The 16580-nt window shown below is 72.2% G+C and carries 18 protein-coding genes and 1 riboswitch; of the genes, 8 read left to right on the top strand and 10 right to left on the bottom strand.

Annotated elements, in window-relative coordinates:
* From ADX84_RS22995 to ADX84_RS23005, 3 genes are all read right to left on the bottom strand, one after another.
* On the bottom strand, positions 1-535 hold a 535-nt coding region (locus ADX84_RS22995; RefSeq protein WP_049579058.1), incomplete at its 3' end, for an NAD(P)H-dependent oxidoreductase subunit E.
* Positions 536-748: 213 nt separating this feature from the next.
* Positions 749-2710 carry a molybdopterin oxidoreductase family protein gene (locus tag ADX84_RS23000; protein ID WP_049579061.1) on the bottom strand — a complete coding sequence of 654 codons (1962 nt, stop codon included), beginning with the start codon at positions 2708-2710 and terminating at the stop codon, positions 749-751.
* A gap of 87 nt (positions 2711-2797) precedes the next feature.
* The gene (locus ADX84_RS23005; protein WP_049579062.1) at positions 2798-3781 is read right to left on the bottom strand and encodes a 2-dehydropantoate 2-reductase; all 984 of its coding nucleotides are present in this window, start codon (positions 3779-3781) and stop codon (positions 2798-2800) included.
* A 78-nt stretch (positions 3782-3859) separates the two neighbouring features.
* On the opposite strand from ADX84_RS23005, the gene ADX84_RS23010 reads away from it, so the two are divergent.
* From ADX84_RS23010 to ADX84_RS23025, 4 genes are all read left to right on the top strand, one after another.
* A complete protein-coding gene (locus ADX84_RS23010; RefSeq protein ID WP_199776675.1) occupies positions 3860-5158 on the top strand; it encodes a molybdopterin molybdotransferase MoeA in 1299 nt (432 codons plus the stop codon).
* 62 nt (positions 5159-5220) lie between these two features.
* Positions 5221-5904, top strand: a complete 684-nt coding sequence (locus ADX84_RS23015; RefSeq protein WP_199776676.1) for a GntR family transcriptional regulator — start codon at positions 5221-5223, stop codon at positions 5902-5904.
* Positions 5905-5959: 55 nt separating this feature from the next.
* Positions 5960-6024, top strand: a riboswitch (guanidine-III (ykkC-III) riboswitch).
* A gap of 32 nt (positions 6025-6056) precedes the next feature.
* Positions 6057-6371, top strand: coding sequence for a multidrug efflux SMR transporter (locus ADX84_RS23020; protein WP_049579064.1), 315 nt, complete (start codon positions 6057-6059; stop codon positions 6369-6371).
* 61 nt (positions 6372-6432) lie between these two features.
* Positions 6433-6798, top strand: a complete 366-nt coding sequence (locus ADX84_RS23025) for a VOC family protein (RefSeq protein WP_049579067.1) — start codon at positions 6433-6435, stop codon at positions 6796-6798.
* A 13-nt stretch (positions 6799-6811) separates the two neighbouring features.
* Here the strand turns inward: ADX84_RS23025 and ADX84_RS23030 are convergent, their stop codons facing one another.
* Together ADX84_RS23030 and ADX84_RS23035 are read right to left on the bottom strand one after the other, a co-directional pair.
* Complete coding sequence (locus tag ADX84_RS23030) at positions 6812-7303, bottom strand: DUF2087 domain-containing protein (RefSeq protein WP_049579069.1); 492 nt, start codon at positions 7301-7303, stop codon at positions 6812-6814.
* Between the two features lie 77 nt (positions 7304-7380).
* The gene (locus tag ADX84_RS23035) at positions 7381-8193 is read right to left on the bottom strand and encodes an HAD family hydrolase (RefSeq protein ID WP_049579071.1); all 813 of its coding nucleotides are present in this window, start codon (positions 8191-8193) and stop codon (positions 7381-7383) included.
* A 218-nt stretch (positions 8194-8411) separates the two neighbouring features.
* Here ADX84_RS23035 and ADX84_RS23040 point away from each other — a divergent pair, with 218 nt between their 5' ends.
* From ADX84_RS23040 to ADX84_RS23055, 4 genes are all read left to right on the top strand, one after another.
* The gene (locus ADX84_RS23040; RefSeq protein ID WP_049579074.1) at positions 8412-9425 is read left to right on the top strand and encodes an alpha/beta hydrolase; all 1014 of its coding nucleotides are present in this window, start codon (positions 8412-8414) and stop codon (positions 9423-9425) included.
* Between the two features lie 121 nt (positions 9426-9546).
* Positions 9547-10146, top strand: coding sequence for a sulfite oxidase-like oxidoreductase (locus tag ADX84_RS23045; RefSeq protein ID WP_049579077.1), 600 nt, complete (start codon positions 9547-9549; stop codon positions 10144-10146).
* 3 nt (positions 10147-10149) lie between these two features.
* Entirely contained in the window at positions 10150-10875 is a 726-nt protein-coding gene (locus ADX84_RS23050; protein ID WP_049579079.1) for an FAD-binding oxidoreductase, read from the top strand.
* On the top strand, positions 10872-11147 hold the full coding sequence (locus ADX84_RS23055; RefSeq protein WP_049579081.1) for a DUF6510 family protein: 276 nt from the start codon (positions 10872-10874) through the stop codon (positions 11145-11147). The genes ADX84_RS23050 and ADX84_RS23055 overlap by 4 nt, the downstream gene beginning before the upstream one ends.
* On the opposite strand, the gene ADX84_RS23060 is transcribed toward ADX84_RS23055, so the two are convergent.
* The 5 genes from ADX84_RS23060 to ADX84_RS23080 are packed head-to-tail and all read right to left on the bottom strand — an operon-like array spanning position 11119 to position 16553.
* Positions 11119-12129 carry an STM4011 family radical SAM protein gene (locus ADX84_RS23060; RefSeq protein WP_049579083.1) on the bottom strand — a complete coding sequence of 337 codons (1011 nt, stop codon included), beginning with the start codon at positions 12127-12129 and terminating at the stop codon, positions 11119-11121. The genes ADX84_RS23055 and ADX84_RS23060 overlap by 29 nt on opposite strands.
* Positions 12126-13460 (bottom strand): STM4012 family radical SAM protein, encoded by a 1335-nt coding sequence (locus ADX84_RS23065; RefSeq protein ID WP_049579095.1) that lies wholly within the window; start codon positions 13458-13460, stop codon positions 12126-12128. The genes ADX84_RS23060 and ADX84_RS23065 overlap by 4 nt, the downstream gene beginning before the upstream one ends.
* An 11-nt stretch (positions 13461-13471) precedes the next feature.
* A complete protein-coding gene (locus tag ADX84_RS23070) occupies positions 13472-14299 on the bottom strand; it encodes an STM4013/SEN3800 family hydrolase (protein WP_049579098.1) in 828 nt (275 codons plus the stop codon).
* A gap of 35 nt (positions 14300-14334) precedes the next feature.
* Positions 14335-15501: an STM4014 family protein gene (locus tag ADX84_RS23075; RefSeq protein ID WP_049579086.1), complete on the bottom strand. Its 1167-nt coding sequence runs from the start codon at positions 15499-15501 to the stop codon at positions 14335-14337.
* Positions 15498-16553, bottom strand: coding sequence for an STM4015 family protein (locus ADX84_RS23080; RefSeq protein WP_049579089.1), 1056 nt, complete (start codon positions 16551-16553; stop codon positions 15498-15500). The genes ADX84_RS23075 and ADX84_RS23080 overlap by 4 nt, the downstream gene beginning before the upstream one ends.
* Between the last annotated feature and the right edge of the window lie 27 nt (positions 16554-16580).

The raw sequence follows: 16580 nt of genomic DNA on the forward strand, positions 1-16580 counted from the left end.
CGGCGACCGCGTACCGTGCGGGGCTCCCGGCTTCGAGGGCGAGCGCGGCGGGAGCGCGCTCGCACAGGCCCAGGCAGGGGCTCTCGTGCCAGGTGGTTCCGGGGGCCTCGGGGTCGTCGGGGTGACCGCCGGGCGGGCCCAGACGGGCGTTCAGGCGGTCGCGGAGCGCGCCGGAACCGGAGGCCGCGCAGGCGATGTCGGTGCACAGGTGCACGACCCGGCGGGGGCGCTCGTGCAGCGCGAACATGGCGTAGAAGGACGCCACGGCGTAGGCCTCGGCCGGGGGGACGGTGAGCCTGCGGCAGATGTGGTTGAGCGCTCCGCGGCTGATCCAGCCCACGCGGTCGTTGACGGCGTGCAGGGCGGGCAGGAGCAGGTCGCGCCGGTCGCGTGCGGCGTGTCCGCCCCGTGCGTAGCGCAGGTCGGAGTCCTGGCGGGTCCCGCCCTCCCAACCGGATTCGGGTGCTCCCAGGAGTGTGTCGACGGCGTCGCGTTCGGCGTCGGTGGCCACCTCGTCCAGAAGTCGCAGGTCCACGCCCGGATCACCTCAATCGTGTGTAAGCCAGATCACAGGATTCTGTATACAGAGGACACTAAGATGGGTGTTCCGGATTGACAACCCTCGTTCCCCAAGTGAGTTGGGGGATGGGGGTCGCCCTCCGGGCATGCCGGGCGGACCGTCCCACCGGGGCTGGTGGGACGGCCCGCCCCCGTGTCGGCCCGCCTCCACGTGCTCGGGCCGGGTGCCTCAGCCCGAGACGCGTTCGGGGACCTCCCGTCCCCGGTCCGGGTGCGGGTCGACCCGTTCGATGCGCACCGCCGCCGCCTTGTACTCGGCGGTCCCCGCGATCGGGTCGGTGGCGTCGATGGTGAGCAGCTGCGTGTCCACCTGGTGCGGGAAGTGGAAGGTCATGAACACCAGTCCGGGCCGCATGGACTCGGCGACCGACACCGGTACCAGCACCGAACCGCGCCGCGAGGTCACCCGGACCGTCTCACCGTCCTCCACTCCCAGCTTGGCGGCGTCCTCCGGCGACAGGTCCAGCAGCTCGCCACGGCGCATCGGCGAGGAGAAGCCGGAGGTCTGCACGCCGGTGTTGTAGTCGTCCAGACGGCGGCCGGTGGTGAGCCGGAACGGGAAGTCCTCGTCCAGCAGGTCCACCGGCGGCGAGTGGCCGACGATCCCGAACGGCGCGGGCGCGCCCCGTTCGAGCGGGTCCTTCGACCACAGCCGGGAGTGCAGGTAGCTGGGCTCGAGGGTGTCCTCGGAGTAGCAGGGCCACTGGATGCCGTCGTGCTCGGCCAGGCGCGCGTAGCTCATGCCCCGGTGCATGGGGGACAGCGAGCGCACCTCGTCCCAGATCTCCTCCGCCGAGGGGCGTTCCCAGTCGTACCCCAGCCGGGTCGCCAGCGCGCACATGATCTCGATGTCGTCCCTGGCGCCCTCCGGCGGGTCCAGGGCCTTGCGGACCAGCTGCACCCGCCGCTCGCTGTTGGTGAAGGTGCCGTCGGACTCGCACCAGGCGGCGCTGGCCGGGAGCACCACGTCGGCGAGTTCGGCGGTGCGGGTGAGGAAGATGTCCTGGACCACCAGGTGGTCCAGGGCCCGCAGCCGCGCGGTGGTCTTGTGCGTCTCGGGCTCGGACTGGACGGGGTTCTCGCCGATGACGTAGAGCGTCTTCAGCTCGCCCTCCTCCATGGCCTCGAACATCTGGGTGAGGTTCAGGCCCTTGCGGTTCTGGATGGGGCGGCCCCAGGTCTGCTCGAACGGGGCCCTGACCTCGGCGTCCAGGATGTCCTGGAACCCGGCCAGACGGTCCGGGATGGCTCCCATGTCGCCACCGCCCTGCACGTTGTTCTGGCCGCGCAGCGGGTTGAGCCCGGAGCCGTGCCGCCCGACGTGTCCGGTGAGCAGGGACAGGTTGATCAGCGAACGGACGTTGTCGGTGGCGTTGTGGTGTTCGGTGATGCCGAGGGTCCAGCACATCTGGGCGCGTTCGGCGCGGGCGTAGGTGTGCGCGAGCTCGCGGATGGCCTCGGCGGGGACACCGGTCTCGGCCTCGGCGGCCGCGAGCGTCCACGGCTCCACCAGCGCGCGGTACTCGTCGAGCCCGCTGGTGGCGCGCTCGATGAAGGACTCGTTGGCCAGTCCGGCGTGCAGGATCTCCCGTCCCACGGCGTGGGCGAGCGGGATGTCGGTGCCCACGTTGAGGCCGAACCAGCGGTCGGCCCACTCCGCGGTGGGGGTGCGGCGGGGGTCCACGACGAAGAGCCGGGCCCCGTTGCGCACTCCCTTGAGCACGTGCTGGAAGAAGATCGGGTGGGCGAAACGGGGGTTGCCGCCCCAGATGACGATGAGGTCGGTGTCCTCGATCTCGGCGTAGGAGGAGGTGCCGCCGCCGGAGCCGAAGGCCGCGGACAGGCCCGCGACGCTGGGGGCGTGGCAGGTGCGGTTGCAGGAGTCGACGTTGTTGGTGCCGACCACGACGCGGGTGAACTTCTGCGCGACGAAGTTCATCTCGTTGGTGGCCCTGGCACAGGAGAGCATGCCGAAGGAGTTGGGTCCGTGGTGGTCGACGCCCTTCCGGAAACCGGCCGCGGCGCGGTCGAGGGCCTCCTCCCAACTGGCGGGGCGGAGTTCCCCGTGTTCGCGGACGAGGGGTCGGGTGAGTCGGTCGAGGGGGTTGGAGTGGTCTGCGGAACGTCGCATGTGGCCTCGCTCGGGGTTCGTGGCCTCAAAGGGAATACTGTATGCAATGTTGGTTGGCGGGGCAATGGTGCGGGAGTCGTGGAGGCGCTAGACCAGCGCGGGTTCCGACACCCTCTGGTTGAGGAGTCCGGCCACGGCGTCGACCGCGCGCAGGGTGGGCGCGGGGGCGCCGGTGAGGTCGGCCAGCTCGACCACGGCGGACAGGATGACGTCCAGCTCCATCGGGCGGCCGCGTTCGAGGTCGTGCAGGGTGGAGGTCCGGTGGTCCCCGGTCCGCTCCGCGCCCGCGAGCCTGCGCTCCACGGAGACGTCGGTGCGCACGCCCAGCCGGGCGGCCACATCCAGGGTCTCGTTCATCATGGTGCGGGCCAGGTCGCGGGTCGACCGGTGGCGGCAGATCTGCGCCATGGTCGAGCGGGTGAGCGCGCTCAGCGGGTTGAAGACGATGTTGCCCATGAGCTTCACCCAGACGTCCACGCGGAGGTCGGGCACGACCGGGCACTTGAGCCCGCCCGCCGTCATCGCCTCGGAGATGTCGCGGCAGCGCCGGGAGTCGGACCGGTCCGGCTCCCCGACGGAGAACCGGGTGCCCTCGATGTGCCGGACCACCCCAGGTTCCACGATCTCGGTGGCCGCGTAGACCACGCAGCCGACGGCGCGCTCGACGGGGATGGCGCGGCTGACCGCCCCTGCCGGGTCCACGCTCTCGATGCGATGGTCGGCGAACGGCCCCTCCACCCCGTGGAAGTACCACCAGGGGATGCCGTTCTGGGCGGCGACCACGGCGGTCGCCGGTCCCAGGAGGGGGCGCAGCATCGGTCCGCAGTCGGCGTAGTGCTGGGCCTTGAGGCCGAGGAGGACCGCGTCCACGGGGCCGATCTCGGCGGGGTCGTCCGTGACGTGGGGGCGTGCGGTGAAGTCGCCACGGGGGCTGAGGACCCGGACGCCGTGCTCGCGCAGGGCGCGCAGGTGGGCGCCCCTGGCGATGAGGTGGACGTCCGCTCCGCCGCGATGGAGGGCGGCGCCCGCGTAGGCGCCGATGGCTCCGGCGCCGAGGACGGCGATGCGCATGAGGACTCCTTTCTATTCCATACTGTATACAGTATGCTCGGCCGCATCCGTCCCCTCACCACGGCAGGGAGAGAAGGAATGCCCGACTCGGGTGCCTGGGAAACTTCTCCGCTTCTTCGTGACCGCCGCCCCTCCGGAGGCCACACGCCCACGCCGTGGCCCCGGGCGCGCGAACTGGCCCGGGAGATCGGCGCCGCCGCAGGCGCGCCCGCCGAGGACGTGCCCCTGGCCGAGGCCCGGGGGGCCACCCTGGGGGCCGACCTCGTCTCCGCCATCGACGTACCCGTCCTGGACAGCGCCGCCATGGACGGATACGCCGTCTCCGGCGAGGGGCCCTGGCTCGTCCTCGGGCGATCACTCGCCGGGCACCCCGGGCCGGTCGTCCGCCTGAACCCGGGAGAGGCGGTGGAGACGGCCACGGGTGCCGTCGCGCCGGACGGCACCACCGCCGTCCTGCCCCACGAACGCGCCACCCTGGCACCCCCGGAGCCGGAGGGCACACGTGGGCTCGGCGATCCGGCGTCCGAATCCGATGTCCCTCCCGCGCCGGACGGTGCGCGGCTCCTGTACGGCGAGGTCACACCCGGGCGGCACCTCCGCCGCAGGGGCGAGACCACCCTGGCCGGGACGGTGGCCGCACGGGCGGGCAGTCCCGCGACCCCCGCCCTCCTGGGGCTGGCCGCCAGCCTGGGCAACGACTCCCTCCCGGTGCTGCGCCCGCGCGTGCGCGTCCTGGTCACCGGGGACGAGGTGGTGCACGCGGGGGTGCCCCGCCCGGGTGCGGTCCGTGACGCCATCGGCCCGGTGCTGCCCGGCCTGGCGGCCTGGGCGGGCGGCCGCTGCGAGCCCCTCGTCGCGGTGGCGGACCGCGGGGGCGCCCTGGAGGAGCGGCTTGACGGAGCGGCGGGGACGGACACCGTGGCCGTCTGCGGCTCCTCCTCGACGGGTCCCGCCGACCACCTGCGCGCGGCGCTGACCGCCCTCGGCGCCAACTTCGTGGTGGACGGGGTGGCCTGCCGCCCCGGCCACCCGCAACTGCTCGCGGTCCTGCCCTCGGGGACCGTGGTCGTGGGCCTTCCCGGTAACCCCGGGGCCGCCCTCGCCGCCGCGCTCACCCTCCTGGTCCCCGTGCTCAGCGGGCGCGCCGACCGGCGGGACCCGGCGCACACCGGGAGACGGGTCCGGCTGGTCGGTGACGTACGGCCACACGCCTCCGACACCCGTCTGCTCCCGGTGCGGGTCAGCCGCGACCTCGCGGTGGAACTCCCCGCGAGCGGCTCCGCCGACCTGCGCGCCGCCGCCGTGGCCGACGCGCTCGCGGTGGTTCCGCCCGGCCGGGTCCCCGGCCGCGTCGAGCTGGTCGGTCTTCCTGTGTGACACACGCACGCACCGAACTTCGTACACTGTCTACAACGACCACCGGATCCGGGAGACTCCTCATGTCCTCGCAGGGATTGAACGCCGTAGCGGGACGCATCCAGCGCCCGGTTCCGTTGCGCGAGGCCGTCTACGAGGCGATTCTCGACCTGATCACCGCTCGGACGCTCTCGCCTGGGCAGCACCTGGTCGAGACCGAGCTGGCACGCACCCTGGGGGTCTCGCGCCAGCCGGTCCGCGAGGCCATGCAGCGGCTCAGCAACGAGGGCTGGGTGGACCTGCGGCCCGGCTACGGGGCCTTCGTGCACACCCCCACCGAGAGCGAGGCGGATCAGCTCCTGGCCGTGCGCGCCATGCTGGAGGCCGAGTCCGCGCGGCTGGCCGCGGAGAACGCCTCCGACGAGCAGGTCGGCCAACTGCGCGACCTGGTCTCCACCGGTCGCGCCGCAGCCGAGCGAGCCGACACCGACGCCGTGGTCAAGGCCAACGCCGACTTCCACCGCACCGTCACCGAGGCCTCCGGCAACCGGGTGCTCGCCGAACTCGCCGCCCAGGTGGACCGCCGGGTCCGCTGGTACTACGCGCCCGTGGCCCGGATCCGCGGCTCCGCCTCCTGGGACGAGCACGAGCAGTTGGTCGAGGTCATCCAGCGGGGCGAAGCGGCTCGCGCGCGCGAACTCATGAGTGAGCACACCGAACGCACCCGCCGTACCTACCATGAGGAAGTCGACGGCACACGGCCCTGAGGTGGTGACGGGTCTGACCACCCACCCTGGAAGCCTCACCCCTCGGGGGTCGTTGTAGGGTTCGAGTACCTGAGACTCCGGACGAGGGCGCCGTACCCGGTCAAGACAAGACGGCGCGAACCACAGTTCGTACGTCTTGGAGGTAACAGGTCATGGCCTGGATCGTTCTCGTGATCTCCGGTCTTCTCGAAACCGCGTGGGCCGCCGCGCTCCACGCCTCACAGGGCTTCACCCGTTTGTGGCCCTCGGTGATCTTCGGTGTCACCCTCGCCCTCAGCATGGCCGGTCTGGCCTTCGCCCTTCGCACCATCCCGCTCGGCACGGGTTACGCCGTCTGGGTGTCCATCGGCGTGGTCGGTACCGCGCTCATCGGCATGTTTTTCCTCGGTGAGGGCTTCAGCGTGCCCAAGGCACTGTGCCTGATCGCCATCGTCGCCGGCGTCGTCGGCCTGAAGGTCCTCCACTAGTCACCCGTCCGCCCGGGCTCGGCGCCCGGGCGGACGCCCCCTCCGGTGTTAGTGTGCCCGCATGACTCAGGGATCCCTGGCCCAGTGGGTGGTCAACGCCGTCGACCCGCTCGCACTCGCCCGCTTCTGGGCCTTCGTGATCGGTGGGGATGTGGAGGCCCGGTCGGACGGATGGGTCGTTCTCCACGGAGCCGAGGGCCAGCCCCGGCTGTCGTTCCAGCCGACCCCGGAGGCCAAGGCCCGCCCCAACCGCGTCCACGCGGACGTGGTCGTCGACGACCTCTCCGCGTCCGTCCGTTCCGTCGTGGGGCACGGCGCCACCCCCGTGGGGGAGGTGGTCACCGACGAGGAGGGCTCGTTCCAGGTTCTGCGTGACCCCGAGGGAAACGAGTTCTGCCTGGTCAAGCCGGACGGCGACGGCTTCTGACCGGCACCTTCCCCTATCCCCGGGCGAGGCGGTAGCGGCTGCCGTCGTCCTCGCGGTCCAGGAAGCCCTCCTCCACCAGGTAGCGGCGCAGGGCGGAGGGGTCGTCGAAGCAGGTCAGGATCGCCGTGTTCACCTGTTTCTCCGTGTACTCCAACTCCGGGGCGAACAGGCGCTCGGCGACACGGCCGAGGGCCGCCAGGCGGAGGTCGCGCTTGGCTGGCATCGAGGTGAGCCGCCCCTCGTGGAAGAGCGCGTCCACGGGGTCGGTCGTCCGGGTCACGTCCCTGTGCTCGCGCATGGCCTCCGCGAAGATCCCGGGCACGGCGACGAGCCGAGCCCCCTCCTCACGCACCAGACCGTCACGCAGGAGCCGCGCCAGGTGCCTGGCCGTTCCCCGGACCTCACCCCGGTCGAGCCCCTCGGCTCCGGCGGTGACGATCCGGGCGAACAGCGCCAGCCGTTCGGGGGCGGCGAGCGACGACACGAGCTGGGTGGGGTGCGGCACGGCGGTTCCTCGGGGCAGATCGAACGGATCCCGCCACCGTAGAAGCCTCACCGCGACCTCGGCCAGTGATTATCCGGTCAGGCCCGCTCCAGGATCTCCTCCACCACGCGTCCCACCCCGTCCTCGAAGCTGGACGGCGCCACCTTGAGACCCAGTGCGGGATCGAGCAGGTCCCGGTGCCCACTGCTCATCGCGTACCCGGACCCCGCCCAGGTCAGCGCGGAGCGGTCGTTGGGCATGTCCCCGAAGGCCACGACCTCCTCGCGGTCGACGCCCCAGCTCTCGCAGAGCATCGCGAGCGTGCTGCCCTTGTTGACCCCCGCCGCGCTGATCTCCACCAGGCCCGCCCCGCCCGAGTAGGTCGGTTCGGCGAGCGTGCCCACGGCCGTCACGGCCGCCTCGTACATATGGTGCACCGGATACTGCTTGGACCGGGCGATGAGCTTGGTGACCGGGGTGGCGGCGGTCAGCAGGGCGTCGGTGCCGTCCAGCACACCCTTGACCCATTCGGCCCGAATCCACGGCTCCAGGTGGTAGTCGGTGTCGTGGTAGAAGTCCGTGCCGGTCTCCACCCCGAACCCGAGGCCAGGCAGGGAGAAGCGGAGCTTCTCGACGATCGTGCCGGAGGTGTCGCGGTCGATCGCCCGCACCAGCGGCTCCGACTCCCCGGGCAGCTGGGTGTGGGCCCCGTTGCCGCAGACCACAGCGGCGCAGTCGAACATGGCGGCGAAGGGTTCGGTGGTGCGCGGCGGGCGGGCGGTCACGATGACGACCCTGATCCCCGCCTCCACGGCGGCGGTGAGGGCGCGATGGTTGCGGGGGGAGACCTGGCCGTTCTGGTCGAGGAGGGTTCCGTCAAGGTCGGTGGCGATCACACGAGGAAGGACCATGGGCTCATTATGGGCGCCGGGAAGTGACGCGTTCGGAGGGGGCCCACCCTCCGGGACGCCGGTCGTGGCGCTGCCAATTCCTGGCTTGTGGGGGGCCAAATGTTGCGAAAGCCCGGTTACCCGGCTGAGGGGTACGGGCATCCCCAGCCCCGGGTTCCGGGACGGAAGTGCGCGTTCGGATCCCCGACCCGTTCAGACGCCGTACCCATGGAGAAGGCATGTCCGAGAACAAGGTGCCCCTGGAAAGGGAAGCCCAGGAGTTCGCCGACGCCAACGCCGAGGAGCCCTTCATCTACCAGCTCCCTCCCGAGCAGGGACGGGACATCCTGGAGGGCGTGCAGAGCGGTGAGGGGGTGCCCAAACCGGAGATCACCGACGAGTGGATCACCATCGAGGGCGGCCCGACCGGCCAGGTGCCGATCCGGATCGTGCGCCCCGCGGGCGCCACCGGAGTCCTGCCGGTGATCCTGTACGTCCACGGCGCCGGCTGGGTGTTCGGCAGCTCCAACACCCACGACCGCCTGGTCCGTGAACTGGCCACGCGCACCGGTGCCGCGGTGGTCTTCCCCGAGTACGACCGCTCGCCGGAGGCCAGGTACCCGACCGCGATCGAGCAGAACTACGCGGCCGCCCAGTGGGTCGTGCGCCACGGCGCCGAGAGGAACCTGGACGGCGGCCGGATGGCGGTGTCCGGTGACTCGGTCGGCGGCAACATGGCCACCGTGCTGGCGCTCATGGCCAAGGACCGCGGTGACGTCCCGCTCAGGGGACAGGCTCTGCTGTATCCGGTGACCGACGCCGACTTCGACACCGGGTCCTACCACCAGTTCGCCTTCGGGTACTTCCTGAACCGGGACGGCATGATCTGGTTCTGGGACCAGTACGCCCCGGACCCCGCGCAGCGCAGGGAGGTCTACGCCTCACCGCTCCGGGCGTCGTTGGAGGAGCTGCGCGGCCTGCCGCCCGCGATCGTGCTCAACGGCGAGGCCGACGTGCTGCGTGACGAGGGCGAGGCCTACGCCCGCAAGCTACGCGAGGCCGGGGTGCCGGTGACCGCGGTCCGCTTCCAGGGCATGATCCACGACTTCATGATGGTGGACAGCATGCGTGACACGCACGCGAACCAGGCGGCCCTGCTGCTGGCCAGCGACTTCCTCAGCGACGTCCTCGGCACCCGCTCGTGGGTGCCGCGACAGCAGGCCGCACGGTCCACCGGCGCGGGGGTCCGCTAGACCGTCCGGCGCGCGCCGTACCCGAGGTGACGTGTCCGACGGGGGTGGGCGCGCCCACCCCCGTTCCCGCCGCGGCACGGTGCGCGCCGTTGGAACGTCCCACACACGACAGGGGTCGAGCATGAACATGTTCACGCGCGGGTTCCAGGGTCGGCGCGGCGCCGAATCCGACCGCGTTCCGCCAGGGCAGTACCAGACAGACGACTTCCCGGTGCTGAGCGTGGGGCCCACTCCGCGCGTCGACACCGACGACTGGACCTTCACCATCACCGCCGAGACCGGAGCCGCCCACAGCTGGACCTGGGACGAGTTCATGGGGCTGGCCCAGGAACGGCCGCACGTGGACATCCACTGCGTCACCCGCTGGTCCAAGCTCGGCACCGACTGGGTCGGCGTCTCCCTGGACACCCTGTTGGCGGACGTGGAGAGCGCCGCCGACCACGTACTGGCCCACTCCTACGGCGGCTACACCACGAACCTGCCGCTGGAGGACCTCACGGACGGGCAGGCGTGGGTCGTGCACACCTTCGACGGGGAGCCACTGGCCGCCGAACACGGCGGGCCCGCCCGCCTGCTCGTTCCCCACCTGTACTTCTGGAAGTCCGCCAAGTGGGTGCGGGGCCTGACCCTGGCCCACGAGGACGAACCCGGGTTCTGGGAGCAGGGCGGGTACCACGACTACGGCGACCCCTGGCGGGAACAGCGCTACCGGGGAGACTGACCGATGCCCTCATGGACGCCCGCGGTCCTGGAGTCCGCCCGGTGGGAGACCCCCACCGCCCGCACGCTGGTGCTCTCGGTGCCCGGCTGGTCCGGGCACCGAGCCGGACAGCACGTGGACGTGCAGCTGCGAGCGGAGGACGGGTACACCGCCGAGCGCTCCTACTCCGTCGCGTCGGCCTCCGGGCCGGACCGCCTGGAGCTCACCGTCCAGCTGGCGCCCGACGGGGAGGTCTCCCCGTACCTGGTCCGGGACTTCCGGCCCGGTGACCGGGTGTGGGTGCGCGGGCCCCTGGGGGGCTGGTTCGTCTGGCGGACGGACGACACCGATCCCGTCGTGCTCGTCGGCGGCGGCTCCGGAGTCGTCCCGCTCGCGTCGATGGTGCGCGAACGCCGACGCACCGGGAGCCGGGCCCTGTTCCGCGTCCTGTACTCGCTGCGATCGCCCGAGGACCGTTACTACGCCAAGGACCTCGGGGCCGCCGCGGACCCGGGCGTGGACGTCTTCCTCGCCTACACGCGGGACGCCCCGCCGGGTTCGGTGCGCGGAGCCAAACGGTTGAGCGTGGCGGATCTGAACACCCACGGGTTCCCGGTCGAGTTCGCACCCCTGTGCTACGTGTGCGGGCCCACCGGGTTCGTCGAGACGGTCGCCGACGGGCTCGTCGCGCTGGGCCACGACCCGCGCAGGATTCGAACCGAGCGCTACGGCAGCGGAGGCGGACGATGACCGGACCGAACCACCTGGACGGAAACGTGCTCGCCGGTCCGCTGTCGGAGGTCTTCAGCGTGGACCTGACCACCGCCGTGCGCCGGTGCGCGGTCTGCGGTGACGAGGGTGTGTGTGCCCAACTGCGGGTCTACGCGGACGGCCCCGGGCTGGTCGCCCGCTGCCCGAACTGCGCGGTGCTGGTGCTGCGGCTGGTGCGCACCCCGCGGGGAGTGATCCTGGACCTGGGCGGGACCGGCTGCGTCACCATCCCGCTCCCGGAAGCGCCCTGAGGTCGGATCGGCCGCCAGCCTCCGGGGGAACGGGCCGGTGCGGGGCGTCCGGAGGGTTCCGGGAGCGCGGGGGCGTGACGGCCGGAACGCGCTCGACCACCCCGCCACGGAACACGTCGTACAGGTCCAGGGTCTCCAGGTGCACGTATCCGATGTGGCAGTCGCAGCTGGTGAGCGGGCACGGGCTCGGTCCGAGGCCGTCGGCGAAGGACCCGTCGTAGAGGTTGCCGAGCGGGGTGTCCACGAAGTGGCAGCGGCGTACGTCGCCGTCCCCGTTGACGGACAGCACGGTGTCACCCGTACGACAGGGCGCCCCACGGCTCGGATGCGGATCGCGGCTGTAGTGGAAGTGGGGGTCGATCCCCTGCCAGACCTCGGCCTCGGCGTCCGTGTAGGTCAGTCCCTCGGCGGCGTTCACCCAGAGGTAGACCCCCTCGGGCAGGTCCGCGCGCATGCGGCGCGCGGCCGCCAGGTGCTCGGGCTGGCCCACCACCCCCACGCTGAACCGGACCCCGAGTTCGGTCAGCTCACTGGTCTTCTGGAGGAAGCGCTCGTGGTCGACCTCGCCCGGGTGGTAGGTGGTCCACAGGGCGACGGAGTCGCGGTCGCAGTCGGCGAGCCAGGCCGTGCGGCCGCTGAGGTTGGTCTGGATCGCCACCCTCTCCACGTGCGGCAGGTGGCTCAGCCGGGTGATGGCCCGGCGGTACCAGGAGCGGGTCAGCCCCTCGCCCCACGGCGTGAACAGCACCGAGAAGCGCGTGCCGGTGCGCCCGGCCACCCAGTCGGTGAACCGTTCCAGGGCGGCACGGTCGGCGCGCAGCGTCCCGGGGCTGTCCCGGCGCTTGGCGAAGGGGCAGTACGGGCAGTCGTAGTCGCAGCTGGCCAGCGGCCCCCGGTACAGGAGGGTGAGGTGGGCGGGCAGCGGCCGGTCCGTGGCGGGGCGGAGCAGTGTGGGCTCGGGAAGGTCCACGGGGGAGCTCATGAGGCCTCGTACTCGGCGGTCAGGCGGTTGACCCGTGCGGAGAAGAAGTCCGGGCCGACGGAGTCGGAGTGCGCCAGCCCCTCCTCGGTGAGCCGGACCGTCGGGGTGTCCACGGCTCCGCCCTCCAGCCAGCCGCGTTCCGACACCGCCGCGAACTCCTCGGGGAAGTCGGCCACCGGGTGCGAGCCGAACCTGGACGTGTAGTCGGCCACCTCCAGCCCCTCCACGCGCAGCAGCGACTGGAGCACGTGTCTGCGGCGGCGCTCGTCCTCGTCCAGTACGAACCCGACCTCGGCACGGGCGAAGTCGGCCCCGTCGCGCCCCACGTAGTCCGCGATGATCGACCGCACCCGGCCCACGCCCACCGCGTAGTCGAACGAGTAGTGCGTGGTGCCGGTGTAGGAACGGGCACCGCAGCCCAGGCCCACCATGCCGTCGGTCTGGCAGCTGTGGTCCGGAGCGGAGGCCAGGGGCTCGGGGGCGTCGGCCCGCCGGAACATGCGCATGGACACCTGCTCGTAGCCGCGCTCGCGCAGATGGTCGCGGCCCTGCCGGTACAGCGCCAGCCGGTGGTCGTCCCATTCGCGGGCACGTCGGCCCAACCCGGTGAGGGGCCGAACGTACAGCGGGTAGAGGTAGATCTCCTCCGGTTCCCACGAGAGCGCCGTGTCCAGCGAGTACTCCCAGGTCCTGGCGGTCTGCCGGTCGATGCCGTAGATGAGGTCCACGTTGAGGTCGGCCCGGGCGTGGTCTCGGATGGCGGCCAGCGCCCGGTCCACTTCCGCGCGCTTCTGCGGACGTCCGGCGGCGTGCGCCTCGGAGTCGATGAAGCTCTGCACACCCATGCTGATCCGGGTCATCCCGCGCGCGTCCAGCACCTGGAGGCGGTCCGGGGTGGCGGTGGCCGGGGAGGTCTCCACGGAGACCGGGACCGCGCCCATGTCCACCGGGAAGTGGCGTTCGACGGTGTCGTAGACCCGGGCCAGTTCGTCGGCGGTGAGGTAGGTGGGGGTGCCCCCGCCCAGGGCGGCGCGGGCGAACGAGCTGTTCTCGGGCAGGCAGGCCGCGACCGTCTCCGCCTGGCGCTCGAAGGCGTCCAGGTAGGCGGTGACCTGTTCGGCCGGGGGCGTTGACCGGGTGAAGAGGTTGCAGAACCCGCAGCGCATCTCGCAGAACGGGATGTGCGCGTACAACGAGAGCGCACTGGCGTCCTCGCGCGCCCACAGGTCGTACAGGTGGGGCCGCTCGGCGAAGGGGCGGTAGGCGCTCTTGTGCGGGTAGGCGTACACGTACGAGCGGTAGGGGGAGTCCGCGCGGACGGGTTCGGGCATCGGTGTGACGCTCACGCGGCGCTCTCCTCGGTGCCGTGGCCGTGGGGCAGGACGGCGTGGGTGTAGGGGACGGTCCAGACGGTCTCGTGGCCGATCCGGTGGCCGGTGTGGCCGTCCTCGCCGTAGGCGGTGCCGTGGTCCGAGCACACAATCGCGAAGCAGGGGCGGCGGGCGGACATCGCGGCCAGCAGTGGCGGCAGGTGTCGGTCCACGTACTCCAGGGCGGCCGCGTGGCTGGCCCGGGTGTCCCCGTCCTCCCGCGTCGCCCCGGGCAGGTGGAACCAGTTGGGCTGGTGCAGTGCGGCGACGTTGAGCAGCAGGAACAGGGGCTGTTCGGCGGGCACGGCGGCGCTGGCCTCGACCGCGCGGGCGACCTGGTTCTCGAAGGAGTGCGGGTCGGCCACGCCGAAGGACTCCTCCCAGTGGCTCTCGGCGAACAGGTTCGGCAGCACCGACCCCAGCTCGGACCTGCGGTTGAAGAAGCCGGTGCCGCCCACACAGACCGTGTGGTAACCCTCCCGGGCCAGGCCCGAGGCGAGGTCGGCTGTGTCGAAGGTCCAGGTCCCCGGCGCCGTGGAGACGCTGCCGGGGAACGCGGCGGCGAACAGGCGCGGGTGCGGCCCCGGTGCGGCAGGGGTGGGCAGGAACCCGGCGAGCATGGCCAGGTGCGAGGCGTACGTGAAGCTCGCGGGGGAGTGCCGCTCCTCCCAGCCGCCCGGCGGCAGGAGCCGGGCCAGGTTCGGGGTGCGCCCGGCCTCGGCGAGCTCGACGGCCACGTCGTGGCGCAGGGTGTCGAGGGTGAGCAGCAGGATGTCGTGCGTGCCCACCACGGAGTTCATGTCCGGTGCGGGGAGATCGGTGGAGGGTTCGGTGGTCAAGGGCGTTCCCCGGAGAGTGCGTGTACGGGTGTCGGGTGCGGGGCCGAAAGGGGGAAGCGGCCCGTGGCGAGGGCGTGCAGCTGCTCGGCCTGGGTACTGCGGCCCTCGTGGAGGACGCCGGGCAGGAGGTCGCCGAAGGCGTTGACCTCACAGACCGTGAACTCGCGCCAGCCGGGTGAGACCAGCAGGTCCACGCCGGTGTGCAGGGTTCGTGGGAAGACTCCCGCCGCGGCCTCCGCCGTGGCCGTGGCCGCTCGCCAGGTGCGCGGGCCCATGCTCTCGCGCAGCGCCGCGAGGTCGCCCCGGGCGTTGCCCAGGTGCAGGTTGGTCATGGGGGAGCGCGACGAGCGCACCACCGCGTGCGTGGCCCGTCCGGCGACCACCAGCACGCGCAGGTCGATCACGCGTCCTTGGAAGCCCGCCTTGGGCACCCAGCGCTCCACGTGCAGGCCGTCGGGGGCGAGCGCGTCCACGATCGCGGCCACGTCGGCCTCGTCCGTGTAGGTGAACGGCCGCAGCGAGTTGTACAGCTTCACCGACCCGCCGTCACGCACCAGGTGGGCCGAGGTGACCGCCCTGATCCGCCCACCCGGGGCTGTGGCCAGCGCTACCACCCCGGAGGCCGACGAGCCGTGCGCGGACTTGACGAACACCCTCCGCCAGACGAGCCCGGCCATCGCCTCGCGCAGGGAGTCGTAGCCGGTCACGCGCTCGGGCGGGGCCGGTGCGACGGGAACCCCGGCGGCGTTCAGGCGCGCGTGGCAACGGCGCTTGTCGCAGAGGTCGGCCAGGTCGTCCACGTCCTGGAGGAGGTGCGCCCCGGGGGTGGCCGCAACCGCCTGGGACAGCTTTCCCAGGGCGCGGACGAACCCCCGGTGCTGGTCGGCGCCGCCCTCCACCCGGTGGAGGTCGGGGTCGTGCCGCCACCCGCGCAGCAGGCGGGCGGTGGGGGCGTCCTCGCCGGCGGAGTCCACGCGGACCAGCGCGCCCTCGGGCAGGGCGGGGGGACCGGCCGCCGGGTCCGCGAGCTCGCGCCAGTCCAGCGGGACGGGGTCGGGCAGCCCGGCCGCCCGAGCGGCCTCGGTGAACAGCGCCAGGCGGCGGTTGCCCGGAACGCACACCGCCACCAGGGGGCGGTCGAGGGCCGACCGGTCCCGGCTCACTCGGAGACCGCCGTGTAGTAGGAGAGACCGCCCTCCGCGTAGGGGTTCTCCTCGGGCTCCTCCCGGTCGGAGAGATCGTGCTCCACCCCCGAGGCGGTCAGGGCGGCGCGCAGCCGTCCCTCCATCTCCTCGGAGAGGTAGTGGTGGTGCAGGTCCAGGCGGCGCAGGCCGTGGAAGACGGGGGTGTCCAGGATGATCCGGGCGCCCCGGTCCGTCAGGATCCCGAGGGACAGGTCCAGCTCCGCCAGCGTCCCGGTGACCGGGGCGTCGGCCAGGACCGCCACCCAGTCGTCGGCGCGGTCGGCGTTGCGCAGGCCCAGGGAGCGCAGCTTCGGGAAGGCGGTCCCGGACAGGACCGGGGCGAGGTCCTCACCGGTGGTGCGCCCACCGGCGTACTCCTCCACACCCAGCCACAGTTCGAGGTGCTCCAGCTCGGGCAGGGACGCGGCGCACACGTCCCGGACGACCTCGGGTCGGAGTCCGCCGGACTGCACGGTCAGGCTCCGCAGCCCGTGGGGTTCGGTGACCCTCAGGCCGAGGCTGGCGCTGCCGCCGCGCACCGTGAAGGCCGTCAGCCGGGGAAGAGCGGTGAGCAGTGGGGTCAGGTCGCCGTGCTCGATCCAGGAGATCTCGTTCTCCTCCTGGAGGATGTCGCCGAAGAAGAGCGAGCGCAGGCTCGTGTACCGGGACGCGCGATCCAGCAGAGGTGCGAGGAAGTCGCCGTTCCCCTCCTGAAGCTCGGAGTGGCCCACCATCAGGGCGCGGACCGAGTCGTGCGGCACGAGCTGGTCGAACTCGCGCAGGTACTCGTCGATGCTCTGCCCGTCCCTGCCGTGGACCGACTCCTCCGTGCGCCACCGCCACGCCACTGAGCCGGGATCGGCGAGCGCCGCGAAGAGCGGCTCGTAGGACGACGGCAGGTTGGGGTGGCGTTGCCTCCGGTTGCTCGCCCACGCCATGGCGAAGTGGAACTCGCGGCGGATGGTCTCCCACCCCGTGAACTCCACCACGGGCAGCCCCGCGTACTCGGTGAGATGGCTGCTGTTGGGCATGGGGCTCCTGCCAGGGGAGGGACGCTG

Origin of the sequence: Nocardiopsis sp. SBT366, assembly GCF_001083815.1 — a bacterium.
GTDB lineage: Bacteria > Actinomycetota > Actinomycetes > Streptosporangiales > Streptosporangiaceae > Nocardiopsis > Nocardiopsis prasina.